10 protein-coding genes and 1 tRNA gene are annotated in these 19,814 nt (G+C 71.5%); 9 read left to right on the top strand and 2 right to left on the bottom strand.

What is annotated here, in order from left to right:
- The first annotated feature begins 223 nt into the window (after positions 1-223).
- From ABT137_RS29995 to ABT137_RS29955, 9 genes are all read left to right on the top strand, one after another.
- Entirely contained in the window at positions 224-2,635 is a 2,412-nt protein-coding gene (locus tag ABT137_RS29995; protein WP_351714233.1) for a sodium-translocating pyrophosphatase, read from the top strand.
- Positions 2,636-2,984: 349 nt separating this feature from the next.
- A complete protein-coding gene (locus ABT137_RS29990) occupies positions 2,985-3,659 on the top strand; it encodes a small secreted protein (protein ID WP_351714232.1) in 675 nt (224 codons plus the stop codon).
- Positions 3,660-3,792: 133 nt separating this feature from the next.
- Positions 3,793-5,322, top strand: a complete 1,530-nt coding sequence (locus ABT137_RS29985) for a DUF7059 domain-containing protein (RefSeq protein ID WP_351714231.1) — start codon at positions 3,793-3,795, stop codon at positions 5,320-5,322.
- A gap of 330 nt (positions 5,323-5,652) precedes the next feature.
- Positions 5,653-5,850 carry a hypothetical protein gene (locus ABT137_RS29980; protein ID WP_351714230.1) on the top strand — a complete coding sequence of 66 codons (198 nt, stop codon included), beginning with the start codon at positions 5,653-5,655 and terminating at the stop codon, positions 5,848-5,850.
- 254 nt (positions 5,851-6,104) lie between these two features.
- Entirely contained in the window at positions 6,105-8,939 is a 2,835-nt protein-coding gene (gene topA, locus ABT137_RS29975) for a type I DNA topoisomerase (RefSeq protein ID WP_351714229.1), read from the top strand.
- A 201-nt stretch (positions 8,940-9,140) separates the two neighbouring features.
- Positions 9,141-12,440 carry a dTMP kinase gene (tmk, locus tag ABT137_RS29970; protein ID WP_351714228.1) on the top strand — a complete coding sequence of 1,100 codons (3,300 nt, stop codon included), beginning with the start codon at positions 9,141-9,143 and terminating at the stop codon, positions 12,438-12,440.
- Between the two features lie 253 nt (positions 12,441-12,693).
- Complete coding sequence (locus tag ABT137_RS29965; RefSeq protein ID WP_351714227.1) at positions 12,694-13,899, top strand: DNA polymerase III subunit delta'; 1,206 nt, start codon at positions 12,694-12,696, stop codon at positions 13,897-13,899.
- Between the two features lie 109 nt (positions 13,900-14,008).
- A complete protein-coding gene (locus ABT137_RS29960; RefSeq protein WP_351714226.1) occupies positions 14,009-15,625 on the top strand; it encodes an alpha/beta hydrolase in 1,617 nt (538 codons plus the stop codon).
- Between the two features lie 107 nt (positions 15,626-15,732).
- Positions 15,733-15,809 (top strand) — tRNA-Thr (locus ABT137_RS29955).
- Positions 15,810-16,125: 316 nt separating this feature from the next.
- Here ABT137_RS29955 and ABT137_RS29950 read toward each other — a convergent pair.
- Both ABT137_RS29950 and ABT137_RS29945 read right to left on the bottom strand, forming a co-directional pair.
- Positions 16,126-17,235, bottom strand: coding sequence for a sugar ABC transporter substrate-binding protein (locus tag ABT137_RS29950; RefSeq protein ID WP_351714225.1), 1,110 nt, complete (start codon positions 17,233-17,235; stop codon positions 16,126-16,128).
- Entirely contained in the window at positions 17,232-19,760 is a 2,529-nt protein-coding gene (locus ABT137_RS29945; protein WP_351714224.1) for a SpoIIE family protein phosphatase, read from the bottom strand. Before ABT137_RS29945 ends, ABT137_RS29950 begins: the two co-directional genes overlap by 4 nt.
- Between the last annotated feature and the right edge of the window lie 54 nt (positions 19,761-19,814).

Raw genomic sequence — 19,814 nt, 5'->3', positions numbered from 1 at the left:
TTAGTGAATTCATTCACGATCAATCAGGCGATAATTCGATCAAGTAAACGCCGCCGTCAACGCTTTTAGGGCATTACCGCTTTCGGGTTCGTCGGCGCGACCTCGATCATTTGCTGAAGAGCACGAGAAGGCCAATTCCGTTTACCGTCCCCTGTTTAGATCACTCGCGGGTACCTAGAATCCGTCCACATCTTGAGCTCAGTCCAAGCGTCAAGGAGGACGAATGGCGGGGCTTTCTACCCCTCATCAGTTGGGCCACCACCCCACAACCTTCGCAGCCGCAGTCCTGACCGACGACAACCGGGTCCTGGTGGCGGTCATCGCCGCCGTGGCGCTGGCCGCGCTCGTGGTCGCCTGGATCCTGGTCCGCCAGGTGCTCGCGGCGGGCGAGGGCACCGACAGCATGAAGAAGATCGCGGCGGCGGTCCAGGAAGGCGCCAACGCCTATCTGGGCCGGCAGTTGCGCACCCTCGGCGTATTCGCCGTCGTGGTGTTCTTCCTGCTCCTGCTGCTGCCCGCGGACGACTGGAATCAGCGCGCCGGCCGATCGATCTTCTTCCTGATCGGCGCGGTCTTCTCGGCGACCACCGGTTATATCGGCATGTGGCTCGCCGTACGCAGCAATGTGCGCGTCGCCGCGGCCGCCCGGGAAGCCACCCCGGCGGAAGGCGAACCTGAAAAGGATCTCACCGCCGTCTCGCACAAAGCCATGAAGATCGCTTTCCGCACGGGCGGCGTCGTCGGCATGTTCACGGTGGGGCTCGGCCTGCTCGGCGCCTCCTGTGTGGTGCTGGTGTACGCGGCCGACGCGCCGAAGGTGCTCGAAGGCTTCGGTCTCGGTGCCGCCCTGATCGCCATGTTCATGCGTGTCGGGGGCGGCATCTTCACGAAGGCCGCCGACGTCGGCGCCGACCTGGTCGGAAAGGTCGAACAGGGCATTCCGGAGGACGACCCGCGCAATGCCGCGACCATCGCCGACAACGTGGGCGACAACGTCGGCGACTGCGCGGGCATGGCGGCCGACCTCTTCGAGTCGTACGCGGTGACCCTGGTCGCCGCGCTGATCCTCGGCAAGGCGGCCTTCGGGGACGCGGGTCTTGCCTTCCCGCTCCTGGTGCCGGCCATCGGTGTGCTCACCGCCATGATCGGCATCTTCGCGGTGGCCCCGCGCCGCAGCGACCGCAGCGGCATGAGCGCCATCAACCGCGGCTTCTTCATCTCCGCGGTGATCTCGCTCGTGCTGGTCGCGATCGCGGTCTACGTGTACCTGCCGGGGAAGTACGCCGACCTCGACGGCATCTCCGACGCGGCCATCAGGGCCAAGGACGGCGATCCGCGGATCCTCGCGCTGGTCGCGGTCGCCATCGGCATCCTGCTGGCGGCTGTCATCCAGCAGCTGACCGGCTACTTCACCGAGACCAACCGGCGTCCGGTCATGGACATCGGCAAGTCCTCGCTGACCGGCCCGGCCACCGTGGTCCTCGCCGGCATCTCGATCGGCCTCGAATCGGCCGTCTACACCGCCCTGTTGATCGGCCTCGGCGTCTACGGGGCGTTCCTGCTCGGCGGTACGTCGATCATGCTGGCGCTGTTCGCGGTGGCGCTGGCCGGCACCGGCCTGCTCACCACGGTCGGCGTGATCGTCGCCATGGACACCTTCGGGCCGGTCTCCGACAACGCCCAGGGCATCGCCGAGATGTCCGGCGACGTCCAGGGCGCGGGCGCGCAGGTGCTCACCAACCTGGACGCCGTCGGCAACACCACCAAGGCCATCACCAAGGGCATCGCCATCGCCACCGCCGTCCTCGCGGCGTCGGCGCTCTTCGGGTCGTACCGGGACGCGATCACCACGAACGTGCAGGACGTGGGGGTGAAACTGACCGGTGCGGGCGCTCCGTTGACCCTGTCGATGGACATCTCACAGCCCAACAACCTCGTCGGTCTCATCGCCGGCGCGGCGGTCGTGTTCCTCTTCTCCGGACTCGCCATCAGCGCGGTGTCGAGGTCGGCGGGTTCGGTGGTCTACGAGGTGCGGCGGCAGTTCCGCGAGCACCCCGGGATCATGGACTACACGGAGACGCCCGAGTACGGCAAGGTCGTCGACATCTGCACCAAGGACGCCCTGCGGGAGCTGGCCACGCCGGGACTGCTCGCCGTGATGGCGCCCATCTTCATCGGGTTCACGCTCGGCGTCGGGGCCCTCGGCTCCTATCTCGCCGGCGCGATCGGCGCGGGCACCCTGATGGCCGTCTTCCTGGCCAACTCCGGCGGTGCCTGGGACAACGCCAAGAAACTCGTCGAGGACGGCCACCACGGCGGCAAGGGCAGCGAGGCCCACGCCGCCACGGTGATCGGCGACACGGTCGGCGACCCCTTCAAGGACACCGCAGGACCCGCGATCAACCCGCTGCTCAAGGTCATGAACCTGGTCTCCCTGCTCATCGCGCCCGCGGTGATCAAGTTCTCCTACGGTCATGACAAGAGCATCGGCATCCGGATCACGATCGCGGTCCTCGCGCTGATCGTGATCGTCGGCGCGGTGTACGTCTCCAAGCGGCGCGGTATCGCCGTCGGCGACGACGAGGACAGTGCCGAACGGGTGGCCAAGCCGGCCGATCCCGCGGTGGTTTCGTAGGCGGTCTTACGACGCCCACCGGGGCCCTCGCGAGAGGGGACCGGTCAACGAGCGGGCGGACGGCGTGTGCTGACACGCCGTCCGCCTGTTTCGTACGCCGGGGCGCCTGCTGCCTGCCACCTGCCGCCTGCCGCCTGCCGCCTGCCTCCAGCCGCGAGCCGCCTGGCGTGCGCCGGAGTGCGGCGAAGTGCGTCGGGGCGTGCCGGAGTGTGCTTGGGGGCGGGGATGTGCGCGTCGTCTCGCCGTGAGCCTTCTCTCCCTTGGTGCAAATTTACCCAAAAGCATACTTAATGGGTGCCTACATGGGGGTGCTGTCCGTCCGCCGTGTAGATTCCGGGGGCCGAGAGCCATGGAAGGGACCGATCCGGTGAACAAGAAGCTCGCGGCCGCACTGTCCGGCGGTGCGGTACTGGTAGTGGCGCTGTCCGGGTGCAGCAGCAACAACAAGGGCACCGACCCGAAGCTGATCGCCTGGGCCAAGACCGTGTGCGACGCGGTGCCGGCGCAGGACGCGAAGATCAAGGCGGCGAACGAGGCGATCTCCACGACGGCCTCGGACACCACGAGTTCGGCCGCGACCATCAAGAAGACCGACTCCCAGGCCTTCCAGGACATGTCCGACGGCTACAAGGCGCTCGCAGCGGCCATCAGCAGCGCCGGAGCGCCCCCCGGGGTGGACGACGGCGCCAAGCGTCAGCAGAACGTCGTCACGACCCTCAACAGCCTCTCCGCGTCCTACGCCGACCTGAAGAAGAAGGTCGACGCGCTCGACACCAAGGACCAGGCGAAGTTCGCCTCCGGTCTGCAGGACATCGCCTCCCAGACGACGCAGCTGGAGACGCAGAGCAAGAGCGGCACCGCGGCGCTGAACGCCCTGGAGCAGGGCGAGGTCAAGGACGCGATCGCCGAGCAGGCCAGCTGCAAGAAGGTCTCTTCGACGACGTCGACCGGGGCGTCGGCGCCGTCGTCGTCGGCTTCGTCGAATTCGTCGGCTTCGTCGTCGGCCTCGTCGACCGCGGGCTGAGGCAGGGGCCGAGCCTCGGCGGCCGGGGCGGTGTGTTCGGCGGAGTTCGGCGGTCCGTGGTCGCGCGTCGTGGGGAGTTCGGCGGTCCGCGGCCGTGTGCTGAGCCCTTGGTCGGGCGTGGCCGCGGGCCACAATGGAGGGCGTGACTGACTCCGGCCTCGCCATCCTGCCCGCCTCCGACCGCCCCGACGCCGCCGCCCGGCTGCGCACCGCCCTGCTGGGCTCCTCGTTCACCGCCGACGGGCTGCTCGACCTGCTCGGCGCCCCCGCCTACGCGGCGCTGGCCCGCAGCGAGACGGTGCCCGCGCTGCGGGCGACCCGCGGGGACACGCCCCTGGAGACGCTCGTCCGGCTGTTCCTCCTCCAGCAGCCCGTGCCGCACGCGCGCGTGGCCGGCGTGCTGCCCGTCGACGACCTCCTGGACAGCGGCTGGCTGACCCGTGTGGGCGGCGACGAGGTCGCGGCCACCGTGGACGTACGGCCGTACGGCGGCCCCGACGGCGAGGACTGGTTCATCGTCTCCGACCTCGGGTGTGCCGTCGGCGGCGCGGGCGGCATCGGCCAGCGGCACGAAGGGGTCGTCCTCGGGGTCGGCGGCGCGTCCACGACCCTGGCCGGCATCACCGTCCGCACGCCCGTCGCCGCCGCCCTCGACCTCGGCACCGGCTCCGGGATCCAGGCACTGCACGCCGCCCAGCACGCCACGCGTGTGACGGCGACCGACCTCAACCCGCGCGCGCTGCACATCACGGCGCTCACGCTGGCGCTCTCCGGCGCACCGGCGGCCGACCTGCGCGAGGGCTCGCTGTTCGAGCCGGTCAAGGAGGGGGAGACGTACGACCTGATCGTCTCCAACCCGCCGTTCGTGATCTCTCCGGGGGCCCGGCTGACGTACCGGGACGGCGGGATGAGCGGGGACGATCTGTGCCGCTCGCTCGTTCAACAGGCCGGGGAGCGGCTGAACGAGGGCGGGTTCGCGCAGTTCCTCGCCAACTGGCAGCACGTCGCGGGGGAGGACTGGCAGGACAGGGTCAGGTCGTGGGTGCCGCGCGGCTGCGACGCGTGGATCGTGCAGCGCGAGGTGCAGGACGTCAACCAGTACGCCGAGTTGTGGCTCCGGGACTCCGGCGACCATCGTGGGGACCCGGCGGAGTACCAGGCGCGGTACGACGCGTGGCTCGACGAGTTCGAGGCGCGCAAGGTGAAGGGGGTGGGATTCGGCTGGATCACGCTGCGGAAGACGGGCGCCGCCGTGCCCTCGGTCACCGTCGAGGAGTGGCCGCATCCGATCGAACAGCCGCTCGGCGAGGCGATTCGCGCGCACTTCGACCGCCTCGACTACCTCCGTGACCACGACGACGCGGATCTTCTGGAAGGCCACTTCAGGCTCGCCGTCGAGGTGGTCCAGGAGCAGGTCGGGCTGCCCGGCGCCGAGGACCCGGAGCACGTGGTGCTGCGCCAGCACCGCGGGATGCGCCGTGCGACCAAGGTGGACACGGTGGGTGCCGGGTTCGCAGGGGTGTGCGACGGCACGCTGAGCGCGGGGCGGATTCTCGATGCCATCGCCCAATTGACGGGCGAGGATCCGGTGTTGCTGCGCGACCGCACGCCCGCACAGATCCGGCTGCTGGTGGAGCAGGGATTCCTGGAGCCTGCGGTCTGACGGGCCGGAAGACGCGCCCGGCGGCGTGCCCGGCCGCCTCGCGGGAGGGCACGGGGGAGGGCGGGAAGGAGGGCTGGGGGAGGACCCCCGGGCAGGCCTGCGGGACACGCCGGAGAAGAAAAAGGCCGGAAAAATCTGGTCGGAACGTTCGCCCCGGAATCCATCGCCGGTCCATCGCCGGTCCGCCCCTCGTCCGTCGATCGGATGTTCGAGATGATGGCGGCCGCTCGTTCACCTCGATTTCGCCCGTCGGCCTCCCTCCCGCCGCCCGTGCGTGCCAGTCTCCGGGCGCTGGGCAGTCACGGGCGGCAGGGAAGAGGAGCGCGAGCCATGGAGAGCGCACCGGCGATCTTCGCGGGGGTGGTGTTCGCCCTGTTCGGAGGTGCACTGCTGGTGTGGACCGGCACCCGGCTCCGGCGTGGCGAACCCGTCGCCCAGGGTGTGAGTCAGGTCGCATCGGCGACCCTCGCGAGCCTCGCCGCGGTGATCGCGCTGGGCCTCGGGGCGTACTGCCTCACCCGCCTCTGAAGGTGCCCCTCCGGTAATCGGAGCATCACGCTCCGGACAGGGCCCAGAGGGCGAGTGGGGACTCCGGGCGGCAGGAATGGCGGTAGTCGGGTTACCGTTCGAGTGGCCGTTGTGGGCTTTTCCCGTTTGACACGGGGGCGGGATGTACCGTCACACTCCGCAGCGTCACCAAGTGAGCGGGCTCCGTGCCCGTGCCGCGACCCCGGGAGCAAGGCCTGGGGAGGCCCCAGCGTCGACCGGAGAGAAGAGCGAAGTTGTCCCCGACCAGCGAGACCGCACAGGGCGGCCGCCGACTCGTCATCGTCGAGTCCCCTGCCAAGGCGAAGACGATCAAGGGCTATCTGGGCCCCGGATACGTCGTCGAAGCGAGCGTCGGGCACATCCGTGACCTTCCCAACGGCGCCGCGGAGGTGCCCGAGCAGTACACCGGCGAGGTCCGGCGCCTCGGCGTGGACGTCGAACACGACTTCCAGCCCATCTATGTGATCAACGCCGACAAGAGGGCGCAGGTCAAGAAGCTCAAGGACCTGCTGAAGGACTCCGACGAGCTCTTCCTCGCCACCGATGAGGACCGCGAGGGCGAGGCCATCGCCTGGCACCTCCAGGAGGTCCTCAAGCCGAAGATCCCCGTCAAGCGGATGGTCTTCCACGAGATCACCAAGGACGCGATCCGGGCCGCCGTCGCCAACCCGCGCCAGCTCAACCAGAAGCTCGTCGACGCCCAGGAGACCCGCCGGATCCTCGACCGCCTCTACGGCTACGAGGTCTCGCCGGTCCTGTGGAAGAAGGTCATGCCGCGCCTGTCGGCCGGCCGTGTCCAGTCCGTGGCGACCCGGCTCGTGGTGGAGCGGGAGCGGGAGCGCATCGCGTTCCGGTCCGCCGAGTACTGGGACCTGACGGGCACCTTCGGGACCGGCCGGGCCGGCGACTCCAGCGACCCGTCGTCCCTGGTCGCCCGCCTCCAGGCCGTCGACGGCAAGCGCGTCGCCCAGGGCCGTGACTTCGACTCGCTCGGGCAGCTCAAGTCCGCGAACACCCTCCACCTCGACGAGGCGAACGCCCGAGCGCTCGCCGCCGCCCTGGAGAACACCCGGTTCTCGGTCCGCTCGGTCGAGTCCAAGCCGTACCGCCGCTCGCCCTACGCCCCGTTCCGTACGACGACCCTCCAGCAGGAGGCCTCGCGCAAGCTCGGCTTCGGCGCGAAGGCCACCATGCAGGTGGCCCAGAAGCTGTACGAGAACGGCTACATCACGTACATGCGTACGGACTCCACGACGCTGAGCGACACCGCGATCGCGGCCGCCCGCGCCCAGGTCACGCAGCTGTACGGCGCCGACTACCTGCCCTCCGCCCCGCGGACGTACGCCGCGAAGGTCAAGAACGCCCAGGAGGCGCACGAGGCGATCCGCCCCTCGGGCGATCGTTTCCGCACGCCCGCCGAGACCGGCCTCACCGGCGACCAGTTCAAGCTCTACGAGCTGATCTGGAAGCGGACCGTCGCCTCCCAGATGAAGGACGCGACCGGCAACAGCGTGACCGTCAAGATCGGCGGCACCGCCGCCGACGGCCGGGACGTCGAGTTCAGCGCCTCCGGCAAGACGATCACCTTCCACGGCTTCCTCAAGGCCTACGTCGAGGGCGCCGACGACCCGAACGCCGAGCTGGACGACCGCGAGCGCCGGCTGCCCCAGGTCACCGAGGGCGACCCGCTGTCCGCCGAGGAGATCACGGTCGACGGGCACGCCACCAAGCCCCCGGCCCGGTACACCGAGGCCTCGCTGGTCAAGGAGCTGGAAGAGCGCGAGATCGGCCGCCCGTCGACGTACGCGTCGATCATCGGCACGATCCTCGACCGGGGATACGTGTTCAAGAAGGGGACGGCCCTGGTGCCCTCCTTCCTGAGCTTCGCCGTGGTCAACCTCCTGGAGAAGCACTTCGGCCGGCTGGTCGACTACGACTTCACCGCCCGGATGGAGGACGACCTCGACCGCATCGCCGCAGGTCAGGCCCAGGCCGTGCCGTGGCTGAAGCGCTTCTACTTCGGCGAGGGCGGCGAGGGCACGGCCCCCGGCGGCGCGGCCGACGCCGGCAACGGCGACGGGGACCACCTCGGCGGCCTCAAGGAACTGGTGACCGACCTGGGCGCGATCGACGCGCGCGAGGTGTCGTCGTTCCCGGTGGGCAGCGGCATCGTGCTGCGGGTCGGGCGCTACGGCCCGTACATCGAGCGCGGCGAGAAGGACTCCGAGGGCCACCAGCGCGCGGACGTGCCGGAGGACCTGGCCCCCGACGAGCTCTCCGTCGAGCTCGCGGAGGAACTGCTCGCCAAGCCGAGCGGCGACTTCGAGCTGGGCGCCGACCCGGAGACCGGCCACCAGATCATCGCCCGCGACGGCCGCTACGGCCCGTACGTCACCGAGGTGCTCCCCGAGGGCACCCCGAAGACCGGCAAGAACGCGGTCAAGCCGCGCACGGCGTCGCTCTTCAAGTCCATGGCCCTGGACACGGTCACCCTGGCGGACGCGCTGCAGCTGATGTCGCTGCCGCGGGTCATCGGCGCCGACGCCGAGGGCCAGGAGATCACCGCGCAGAACGGGCGCTACGGGCCGTACCTGAAGAAGGGCACGGACTCGCGCTCGCTCACCTCCGAGGACCAGCTCTTCACGATCACCCTCGAAGAGGCGCTGGCGATCTACGCCCAGCCCAAGCAGCGCGGCCGGGCCGCCGCCAAGCCGCCGCTGAAGGAGCTGGGCACCGACCCGGTCAGCGAGAAGCCGGTCGTGGTCAAGGACGGCCGCTTCGGGCCGTACGTCACCGACGGGGAGACCAACGCGACCCTGCGCTCCGGCGACAGCGTCGAGACGATCACCCCGGAGCGCGGCTACGAGCTGCTCGCCGAGAAGCGGGCCAAGGCGCCCGCCAAGAAGACGGCGAAGAAGGCGCCCGCGAAGAAGACCGCGGCCGCCAAGAAGGCCGCGCCGGCGAAGAAGACGGCGGCCAAGAAGACCGCGGCGAAGAAGACGACGACGGCCGCGAAGAAGGCGCCCGCCAAGAAGGCGACTGCCTCCAAGGCGGTTGCGGAGGACTGAGCCGGCCCGTCTCCGAGGCGGCCGCGGGGGACTGAGCCGGCCTGAGTCGGCCCGAGGCGGTCGGCCCGGAACGGCTGAGGCGCCCTCAGATCCTCACATCGGCTTCGCATTGTGCACGCCCCGGCATCAACTTGGTGTCGGGGCGTGCGTACCTGTGGACGGTCGCGGCAGGCTGTCCGCGGCTGCCGATAGGCTGAAAGCATGACGCGAGCCGAGCAGCCAACGGCCCCCCAGACAGATCCGGACGACGCGCTGGTAGCGGATTCCCGCGAGCGCGCCGTCCGGTCGCTGCTGCGCCGACCCGAACTGAGGCGGTTGTGGGGCGCCCAACTCGTGAGCGGGATCGGCGACAGCCTGGCGTTGCTGGTGCTTGTCGTGCTCACGCTCCAGGCAGCCGTGGCCCAGAACTCGTTCGGCGGCGGCTACCGCGGTGCGGCGCTCGCGGTGACGGTCGTCTTCGGGGTGCGCATTCTCGCCACTCTGTTGTTCGGCGCGGTCCTGCTGGGCCCGCTCACCACGCTGACCGCGCAGGACGGCCCGCTCGACCGCCGTTGGACCATGGTCGGCGCCGACGGCCTGCGCACGGTTCTGCTGATCATCGCGCCCCTGTGGATCGACTGGACCCCGGCGAACGCCCTGTCGCTCGTCCTGGCGACGGCCTTCGTCACCGGGGTCGCCGAGCGCTTCTGGACCGTCTGCCGGGAGAGCGCGGCCCCCGCGCTGCTGCCCGCCCCGCCCCCGGAGGGCGCGACGGTACGGCCGCTGCCCGACCACCTGGACGCCCTGCGCCGCCTCTCGCTGCGGACGACGTTCCTCGCGGTCCCGCTCGCGGCCGCCGCCCTGGTCGTCGCGTCGCTGGTCAACAACCTGCTGGGCACGGGCATCGCCTGGTTCGCCCAGCACCAGGCGGCCCTCGGCTCGTACCTGGCGGCGGGCCTGTTCGCCGCGTCCCTCTCGGTGCTGGTCTACCTGGAGGTGCCCGGCACCCGCACCCCCCGCGCGCGGTCGCCGCTGGAGGGCCTGCGCCGCCCCAAGACCGCCGCAGGCACCGACACCGGCCGCACCGGCGTCATCCCGCTCCTGGTGCTGGCCTGCGCCGCCGTCGCCGGGGCGATCTCCGCCGCCGTCGCCGTCGCCGTGCTGCACGCCAAGGACCTGGGCGGCGGCCCGGTGCTGTACGGCCTGCTGGTGCTCGCCCTGACCGGCGGCGTCGCCGTCGGCATCCGTACGGCGCCCTCGCTGCTCCCGACGCTCTCCCGCCGCCGCCTGCTGTCCCTGGCGATCGCCTTCACCGGCGTCGCGCTGCTGGCCGCGGGCCTGGTTCCCGACGTCACCACGGTGCTGCTGATCGTCGCGCTGGCCGGCATCGGCGCGGGCGTGGCCGCCAACACCGGGCACACCCTGCTCGACCAGGAGACCGAGGACTCCCGCCGGGCACGGACGACCGAGCACCTGCACGCGGTGGTCCGGGTCGCCATAGCGCTCGGCGCGCTGATCGCCCCCCTGGTGGCCGCGCTGATCGGACCGCACCGCCTGGAGAACGGCAAGTTCGTGTTCGCGCACGGCGGCGCCGCGTTCACGCTGATGCTGGTCGGCGCGCTGCTGCTGCCGGTAGCCGCGCTGGTGCTCGCCAAGGTCGACGACCGCGCGGGCGTACCGCTCCGCCACGACCTGCGGGACGCGCTGCTCGGCGGCGACGACCCGGCGCAGGCCCCCACGGCCAACGGCTTCTTCATCGCCCTGGAGGGCGGCGACGGCGCCGGCAAGTCCACCCAGGCCGAGGCCCTCGCCGAGTGGATCCGCGCCAAGGGCCACGAGGTCGTCCTCACCCGCGAGCCCGGCGCCACCCCCGTCGGCAAGCGGCTGCGCTCGATCCTCCTCGACGTCTCGTCCGCCGGTCTCTCGCACCGCGCGGAGGCCCTGCTCTACGCCGCCGACCGCGCGGAGCACGTCGACACCGTCGTCCGGCCCGCCCTGGAGCGCGGCGCGGTCGTCATCTCCGACCGGTACATCGACTCCTCCGTCGCCTACCAGGGTGCGGGCCGCGACCTGTCCCCGACCGAGGTCGCCCGCATCAACCGCTGGGCCACCGCCGGACTCGTGCCGCATCTGACCGTCCTGCTGGACGTGGCGCCGGAGACCGCCCGCGAGCGGTTCACCGAGGCGCCCGACCGGCTGGAGTCCGAGCCCGCCGAGTTCCACGCGCGCGTACGGGCCGGATTCCTCACCCTCGCCGCCTCCGACCCCGGCCGCTACCTGGTGGTCGACGCCGGCCAGGAGCCCGAGTCGGTCACCACCGTCATCCGGGCCCGGCTCGACACCGTGCTGCCGCTGTCCGAGGCCGAGATCAAGGCGGCCGAGGAGGCACGCAAGAAGGCCGAGGAGGACGCTCGCCGCAAGGCCGAGGAAGAGGCCGCGCGCAAGGCCGAGGAGGAGCGCCTGGAGCGCGAGCGCCAGGAACAGCTCGCCAAGCTCCGTGCCGAGGAGGAGGAGCGCAAGCGCCGCGAGCTGGAGGAGGCGCAGCGCCGCGAGGCCGAACGGCAGGCGGAGGAGGCCCGGCTGCGGGCCGAGGAGGCGCGCAGGCGGGCCGAGGAGGAGCAGGCCCGGCTGCTCGCCGAGGAGAAGGCCCGCGCGGAGGCCGAGGCCCGCCGCAAGGCCGAGGAGGAAGAGCGCCGCAAGCAGGCCGAGGAAGAGGCCCGGCTGCGCGCCGAGGCCGAGGAACGGCGCCTGGAGAAGCAGCGCAAGGCCGAGGATGCCCTGCTCAAGGCCGAGCAGGCACGGCGCGCCGCGGCGGAGGCGGCGGCAGCGGCCGACGTGGCCGCCCAGCAGTCCGCCGCACGCCGGCCGACGGCTCCCGGCGTCACACCGGAGGCGACGACCATGCCGACGCCGGTGGTGCGGCCGGAGGCCGGGGACGGCCGGCCGGACGCCCGGGACGACGAGACGAAGGTGCTGCGCCCGGTGCGGGACGAGCAGGCACCCGCGGCCCACGAGTCCGACGCCGAGGTGACGGCGGAGCTGCCGCAGCCGCCGGTGCGGCCTGCGGGGGCGGCCGACGAGACGGCGGTACTGCCGCCGGTGACGCCGGGCGCCGCCGACGAGACGGCCGTACTGCCTCCCGTGGGCGCGGCCGACGAGACGGCCGTGCTGCCGCCGGTGACGCCGGGCGCGGCGGACGAGACCGCCGTGCTGCCTCCCGTACGCGACGACGCCGGCGCTCCCACCGACGTCCCGGCGGACCGGATGCCGCCCGGCTTCTTCCGGGACGAGCGGGCGGGCGGCGACCCCGACGGCTCCGAGGGTCGCACCCGCGAGATGCCACAGGTCGACGCGGACGCCGCCGCCGACGGCTCGGCCCGGCGCCGGCGCCCTCGGCCCGACTGGGCCGAGGAGACCCCGCTGGACGACCTGCCGTCGCTGGCGGACGAACTGCTGGGGTCGTACGAGGAGCCGGAGTACGACGACGAGCGGGGCCGTCGGGGTCGCGGTCGGCGCGGCTGAGGGTTCAGGCGCGGCGGGGGCGGTGCGGGTCGGGATGCCGACCGGTGCCGCCCCGCCGTTGTCAGTGGGCACCCGCACAATGGAGTCCGGACCACAAAACCGGCGGACTTCGGACCACCGGGACCGTGGACTTCGGCCCACCGAGACCGTGGACTTCGGCCCACGGAAACCGGTGGGCCCCGATCTTCGAACCGGTACGTACGGCGATATGAACCGGTACGCATGGCGATATGACGAAAGGGCGGCGTGACCCATGACCGTGTGGGACGACCTCGTCGGGCAGGAGCGGGTGAGTGAGGTGCTCACCGCCGCCGCCCGGGACGCCGACGCCCTCGTCACCGCCGCCGCGACCGGCCAGCCGCCGCCGGAGTCGTCGAAGATGACGCACGCCTGGCTCTTCACCGGCCCGCCCGGCGCCGGCCGCAACCAGACGGCGCGGGCCTTCGCCGCCGCCCTCCAGTGCGTGAGTCCCGACCGAGCCTTGGGCGGCGTCCCCGGCTGCGGCTTCTGCGACGGCTGCCACACCGCTCTGGTCGGCACCCACGCGGACGTCACCACGGTCGCCGCCGTCGGCGCCGAGATCCTGGTCAAGGACATGCGCGACACGGTCCGCAAGTCGTACACGGCCCCGGCGACCGGCCGCTGGCAGATCATCCTGGTCGAGGACGCCGAGCGGCTGAACGAGAAGTCGGCCAACGCCGTCCTCAAGGCCGTCGAGGAGCCCGCCCCCCGCACGGTCTGGCTGCTGTGCGCGCCCTCGCTGGAGGACGTGCTGCCCACGATCCGCTCCCGTTGCCGCCACCTGAACCTGCGCACGCCCTCGGTGGACGCGGTCGCCGACATGCTCGTCCGGCGCGAGGGCATCGAGCCCCAGGTGGCCGCGGCCGCAGCCCGCGCCACCCAGGGGCACGTCGACCGGGCCCGCCGGCTGGCCACCGACCCGGCCGCCCGCGAGCGCCGTGCGGCCGTGCTGAAGCTGCCGCTGCGGCTGGACGAGATCGGCGCGTGCCTGAAGGCCGCCCAGGAGCTGGTGGACGCGGCGGCGGAGGACGCCAAGCAGCTCGCCGAGGAGATGGACGGCAAGGAGACCGAGGAGCTGAAGACGGCGCTCGGCGCGGCCGAGGGCGGTCGCCTGCCGCGCGGCACGGCGGGCGTGATGAAGGACCTGGAGGACATGCAGAAGCGCCGCCGCACCAGGACCCAGCGCGACAGCCTCGACGTCGCCCTCACCGACCTGACCGGCTTCTACCGCGACGTCCTCGCGCTCCAGCTGGGCTCCAGGGTCGCGATCGCCAACGGGGACGCCGAGGACTCTCTGGAGCGGCTCGCCCGCGCCGGCTCGCCCGAGGCCACGTTGCGCCGGATCGAGGCGATCGCCGCGTGCCGGGAGGCCCTCGACCGCAACGTGGCGCCGCTGCTGGCGGTGGAGGCGATGACGATGGCGCTCAGAGCGGGCTGACGGCGACATGCCGCGCCCTGGGCGTGCACGGTGTTGACCAGGGTCACCCGTACGAGCCACAGTCACCACGCACGGCACGGAGATCATTTCTCAGCGTTACGCTCGATTGATGCACATCAGGCGAATCCCCCGCCAGACCCGAATTCGACCCCGGGCCCACACCCGGACCATGGCGGCCGCCCTGCTCTCGGCCGCCGCCCTGCTCGCCTCCGCGTGCTCCTCCGCGGGGGGCGCGTCGACGGCGACGTCGGCGTCCACGTCGGCCGGCACCGCCCAGCTGGCCGCACTGCCCCGCTCGACGCCGTCCGCGCTGGCGCCGTACTACGACCAGAAGCTCACCTGGCGCGACTGCGGCGTCCCCGGTTTCCAGTGCACGACGATGAAGGCCCCGCTGGACTACGCCGAGCCCGGCGCGGGTGACGTCCGGCTGGCGGTCGCCCGCAAGAAGGCCACCGGCAAGGCGAAGCCGCTCGGATCGCTGCTGGTCAACCCCGGCGGACCGGGCGGCTCGGCGGTGGACTACCTCCAGCAGTACGCGGGCATCGGCTACCCCGCCGAGGTGCGGGCGCGCTACGACATGGTCGCCGTGGACCCCCGCGGAGTCGCCCGCAGCGAGCCCGTCGAGTGCCTGGACGGGCCGCAGATGGACACGTTCACCGAGACCGACATGACCCCCGACGACCAGCAGGAGACGCACCGCCTGGTCGGGGAGTTCAAGACGTTCGCGGAGGCTTGCGGGAAGCATTCGGCGCAGCTGCTGCGCCATGTCTCCACCGTCGACTCGGCACGGGACATGGACATCCTGCGGGCGGTGCTCGGCGACCCGAAGCTGAACTACGTGGGGGCGTCCTACGGCACCTTCCTCGGCGCGACCTACGCCGGCCTGTTCCCGGAACGGGTCGGCCGGATGGTCCTGGACGGCGCGATGAACCCGTCCCTGTCCGCGCGCGAGCTCAACCTCCAGCAGACGGCCGGGTTCGAGACGGCGTTCCAGTCCTTCGCCAGGGACTGCGCGAAGCGCACCGACTGCCCGCTCGGCGGCAAGGGCAGCACGCCGACGCAGATCGCCGACAACCTCGGAACGTTCTTCAAGAAGCTGGACGCGCACCCCGTCCCGACCGGCGACCCGGACGGCCGCAAGCTGACCGAGTCCCTCGCGACGACCGGCGTGATCGCGGCGATGTACGACCAGGCCCAGTGGGAGCAGCTGCGCGACGCCCTGCACACGGCGATGAAGGACAACGACGGCGCGGGTCTGCTCGCCCTCTCCGACAGCTACTACGAGCGGGACGCCGACGGCCGCTACTCGAACCTGATGTTCGCCAACGCCGCGGTGAACTGCCTGGACCTGCCGCCCGCCTTCTCCAGCCCCGAGGGGGTCGAGAAGGCACTGCCCGAGTTCGAGAAGGCGTCCCCGGTCTTCGGCCCGAACCTGGCGTGGGCGTCGCTGAACTGCGCGTACTGGCCGGTGCGGGCCACCGGCGAGCCGCACCGGATCGCGGCGAAGGGCGCCGCCCCCATCGTCGTGGTCGGCACCACCCGCGACCCGGCGACCCCCTACCCCTGGGCCCGGTCCCTGGCCGGCCAGCTCTCCTCGGGCCGCCTCCTCACCTACGTCGGCGACGGCCACACCGCCTACGGCCGGGGCAGCACCTGCATCGACTCCGCGATCGACACCTACCTCCTCAACGGCACCCCACCGGCGAAGGGAAAGCGCTGCTCATAGCCCCTGCGGCCCGCCCCGGAGCCCATGCTCCGGGGCGTGTGCGGAGCGCCCCCGGAAACTGTGTAGACTTACCGACGTCGCTGATCGCACCATAGTGCGGGCGACGCGCCGCTTTAGCTCAGATGGCCAGAGCAACGCACTCGTAATGCGTAGGTCTCGGGTTCGAATCCCGAAAGCGGCTCCACGAAAGGTCAGGTCGGAGCCCATCCGACCTGGCCTTTTCTCATGGTGAACGCCACCGCGAAGATCATGTTCGAGTTCGGCCCGGTCGGGCGGAGGGCGCGCAGACGGTGGGGGCTGACCCGGCCGGTAAACGTCCGGCCGCCCCCGACCTCGTGCGGCGGGACTTCACCGCCGAGGCACCCGCCCTGGTCTGGTGCGGGGAAATGACGGAGATCGAAACCGGCCGGGGCAAGCTCCATCTGGCCACGGTCATCGACCTGTTCTCCGGCCGCCTGCTGGGCTGTGCGATGGGCCCCCTCACACCGGTCCCCGCCCGTCTACGGAGTCAGCCCTGCCTTCGCACAAGCGGCCCGCAACTGCGGTGTGCAGATCTGAGCGATGGTGTACACACCGTCCTTGATGAGGGTCTGCTTGATGTTGGCGGTTGTCACGGCGGCCGGGGTGAGGAGCACGGACGGGATGTGGTGGGTGGTGGGGCTGTCGGTCGTCGTCGTGGCGATGGTGTGCAGCTTCTCGCCGCGGCCCAGGGCGACGGCCATGGCAGCGGCTGCTTCGGCTTCCGCGCGGAAGGACTTGTACACCGTCATGGACTGTTCGCCGTTGACGATGCGCTGCACCGCGTCGAGGTCGGCGTCCTGGCCGGTGACCGGTGGAAGGCGCCTGACGTGGGCGCTCTTGAGTGCGGAGATGACGCCTGCGGCCATGGCGTCGTTGGCGGCCAGGACGCCGTCGATCCGGCCCGGGCCCAGGGCCGAGATGGCGGCGGACATGTTGGCATTCGCGTTGTTCGAGCTCCAGCCCGGGGTGTCGTAGGAGCGGCCGATCCTCACCTTGTCCCGCAGGACGGACAGTGCACCCCGCTTGTACAACGCGGCGTTGGGGCTGGTCGGGTCGCCGTTCATCATGACGATGGTCCCGTGCTCGGTCGGGGTGCGCATGGCCTTCAGGAGAGCCTGGCCCTGCAGCGTGCCGACCTGTACACCGTCGAAGCTGACGTAGCCCGAGATCGGGCCGTCGGCGAGCCTGTCGTAGGCGACGACGGGGACGCCCGCGTTGTGCGCCTCCTGGACGGTGGAGCGCAGTGCCCTGTTGTCGGTGGCGCCGAGGATGAGGACCCTGACCCCCTTGGTGATCATGGCGATCATCTGTTGCCGCTGGGCCGTTGAGTCGTCGTCGGCGTTGCCGTAGGTGATCTTGCAGTGCGGGCAGAGCTGTTTCACCCGTTGCTCGATCAGCGGCTTGTCGGAGTTCTCCCAGCGTGGCACCACCCGGCTCGGCAGCAGCAGGCCGACGGTGAAGCTGTCCGTGGTGGCTGTGGCTGATCTGTCTCCTGTACAGGCGGCCGAGGGCGCGGTCAGCAGGCCCGCGACGAGCGCGCCGACCACGTACCGCGTACGTGGCGTTACTTTTCGTCTACGACACGTCATGATCGGCCCCCGTCCTCGGCGCCCGGATCTGCGCCTACGGAAGCGGGTTCACGACGCGGTACCGCAATCTCGCTGCACACCTGCTTGCCGCCGGCCACCGGCACGGTGCCGAAGGACTCCGACATCGCCTCGACCAGGAGGAGACCCCGGCCACCGGTCGACTCCCAGTCCACGATCACGGGCTTGGCGGGCGCTCGTGGCGAGGAGTCGCTCACACAGACACGCACACGGTCCCCGCGGAGCACAAGTTCGAGACGGACCGGGCCCTGGGTGTGCACCAGGGCGTTGGTGACGAGTTCGGACACCACCAGTAGCACCGGGTCGGTGGCTTCCTCGACCTTCCAGCGGCGCAGCGTGCGCGCGGTGAAGCGACGGGCGTGCATGACGGCGTCGGGCAGCCGCCACACCACCCAGCCCGACCGGATCGGCCGAATCTTCATGCCGTCGTAGCGCAGCAACAACAGCGCCACGTCGTCCTCGCGACGGCCGAAGTCGCCCAGCAGGTCGTCGGCCACCCGCCCAGGATCCGACGGGTCGGCCGTGGCGAGGATGGCGCGCGCGCGGCGCATGCCCTCGTCCAGGGACAGATCGGCGGCCTCGATCAGCCCGTCGGTGATCAGGGCGAGCATCATTCCTGGCGCCAGTGCCACCGCGGTCATCGGGAAGTCCGCCTCCATGGAAATGCCCAGCGGAAGGCCGCCCTCGACTTCGACCTCCTCGGTGCTGCCGTCGGGATGGCGCAGCAGCGGTGCGACGTGCCCGGCCCGGACGAACAGGACGTCGCCCTCGTCCATGTCCAGTTCGGCGTAGCAGCAGGTGGCGAACAGATCCGTCTCCATCCCGACGAGGAGGCGGTTGGCGTGCGAGACGACCACGTCGGGCGGGTGGCCTTCCACCGCGTACGCCCTGACCGCGGTACGCATCTGTCCCATGATCGTCGCGGCTGCGGCGCTGTGGCCCTGCACGTCGCCGATGACCAGCGCCACCCGGTCCTCGGAGAGGGCGATCACGTCGTACCAGTCGCCGCCCACCTGCAGTCCTCGCCGGGCGGGCAGATAGCGGGCGACGGCGATCCCGCCGGGAAGCTCGGGCAGACGTCGCGGCAGCAGGCTGCGCTGCAGCATCGTCGCGAGTTCCTGTTCGGCGTCATAGGCGTGGGCGCGGGTGAGGGCCTGGCCGGACAGCGAGGCGGTGGCGGTCAGCAGCGAACGTTCCTCGGGGACGAACCGGTGCGGCCGGTCCCAGCCGATCAGGCACACGCCGGCGACCCGGCCCTTGGCGGGCAGCGGCAGGACGGCGAGGCCTCCGGGGCCGATGCCGTCGAGTCCCGGTTCGAAGGCGGTGCCTGTCGGCCACAGGTCCATATGTCCGTCTCGCAGAGCCATCTGCAGGGTGGGCAGGGCACTGAGGGGTGCGTCGGGCCACTCCGAACGCCACTGGAGACGCCATGCCTGCGGCCAGGCCGCGGGCTGCGGCGGGTCGAGCAGGGTGACCTGGAGTCGTTCGTGCTGCAGCTCGGCGAGCGCCACCCGGTCGGCGTTCAGGGGTTCGCGCAGGGTGACCACCACGTGGCTGACGTCGCGCACGGTGGTGGCCTCATCGAGTGCGGCGGTCAGCCACTGGATCCGGGAGACGTCGTCGGCGCCCCGGGGCAGGACCGGCGTCGCCGTCACCACACCCAGCACCTGCTCCGGCCGGTCGTCGGCACCCGCCGCCACGCGGCACCTCAGGCTCAGCCAGCGCATCCCACCGGTGGGGCAGCGGACGCGGAAGTCCAGGTTCCGTGGGCCGAACGTCCGGGGGGACGGCTCCAGCACCGACATCAGCGCGTGCAAGTCTTCCGGCAGTGCGTGCGCGAGCAGGGAGTCCGCCCTGCCATCGAAGTCGTCCGGCTCGATGCCGACCAGTTCGCGCAGCATCTCGTCCGCGTCGATCACGCCGGTTTCCGGCACCAGGACGAAGGAGCCGACGCGCATGCGGCGCAGTGCGGAACTCAAGGGTGCCGCCGGCGGTCCTCCCCCGGCCCCCGTCTCCAGCACGTCGGCGACCGCGTTGGCATAGCACTCCAGGAAGCGCTGCTGCTCGGCTTCGAAACCGTTCCCGCCTGCGCCCACGACGACGAGGCAGCCGAGCCGTCTGCCCTCGGCGCCCAGGGGCAGGGCACCGAGCGATGTCCGGGCTCGCGGCGGCGCCGGACCTCCCTCGGGACAGGAGGCGAGTGTCGCGGGGGTCAGCCACACGGGGTGGGAGGCGCGGAAGGCGCGGGCCGCAGGCGAGCCGCCGGACAGGGCCAGGCGTTCCGGCAGCCCGTACTCGGCAGGGGCGCATCCGGCCGTGTCCACCGACCGGAGGTCGCCAGAACCCGCGTCGGGTACATAGAGCACTGCCAACGCCGCTCCTGCGAACGTCAGGGCGCGGACGCTCACGGGGGTCTTCGGCCCCGGTGGTGAGTCGGTGTCCGCGACGCCGGCCGCGGCCGTCCCCGGCTGCGAGAGTCCGGCCCCGGCACTGCCGTCGTGAGGCATGTCCACCTCCCGTCCGTGCCGGGGTGCCGACACGGCTACCGCTGGTGACTCCCC

It is taken from the genome of Streptomyces sp. NPDC001980 (assembly GCF_040296885.1).
Taxonomy (GTDB): Bacteria; Actinomycetota; Actinomycetes; order Streptomycetales; family Streptomycetaceae; genus Streptomyces.
Note: the sequence above shows the minus strand (reverse complement) of the source record. Positions and strands in the feature narration are given on the sequence as shown.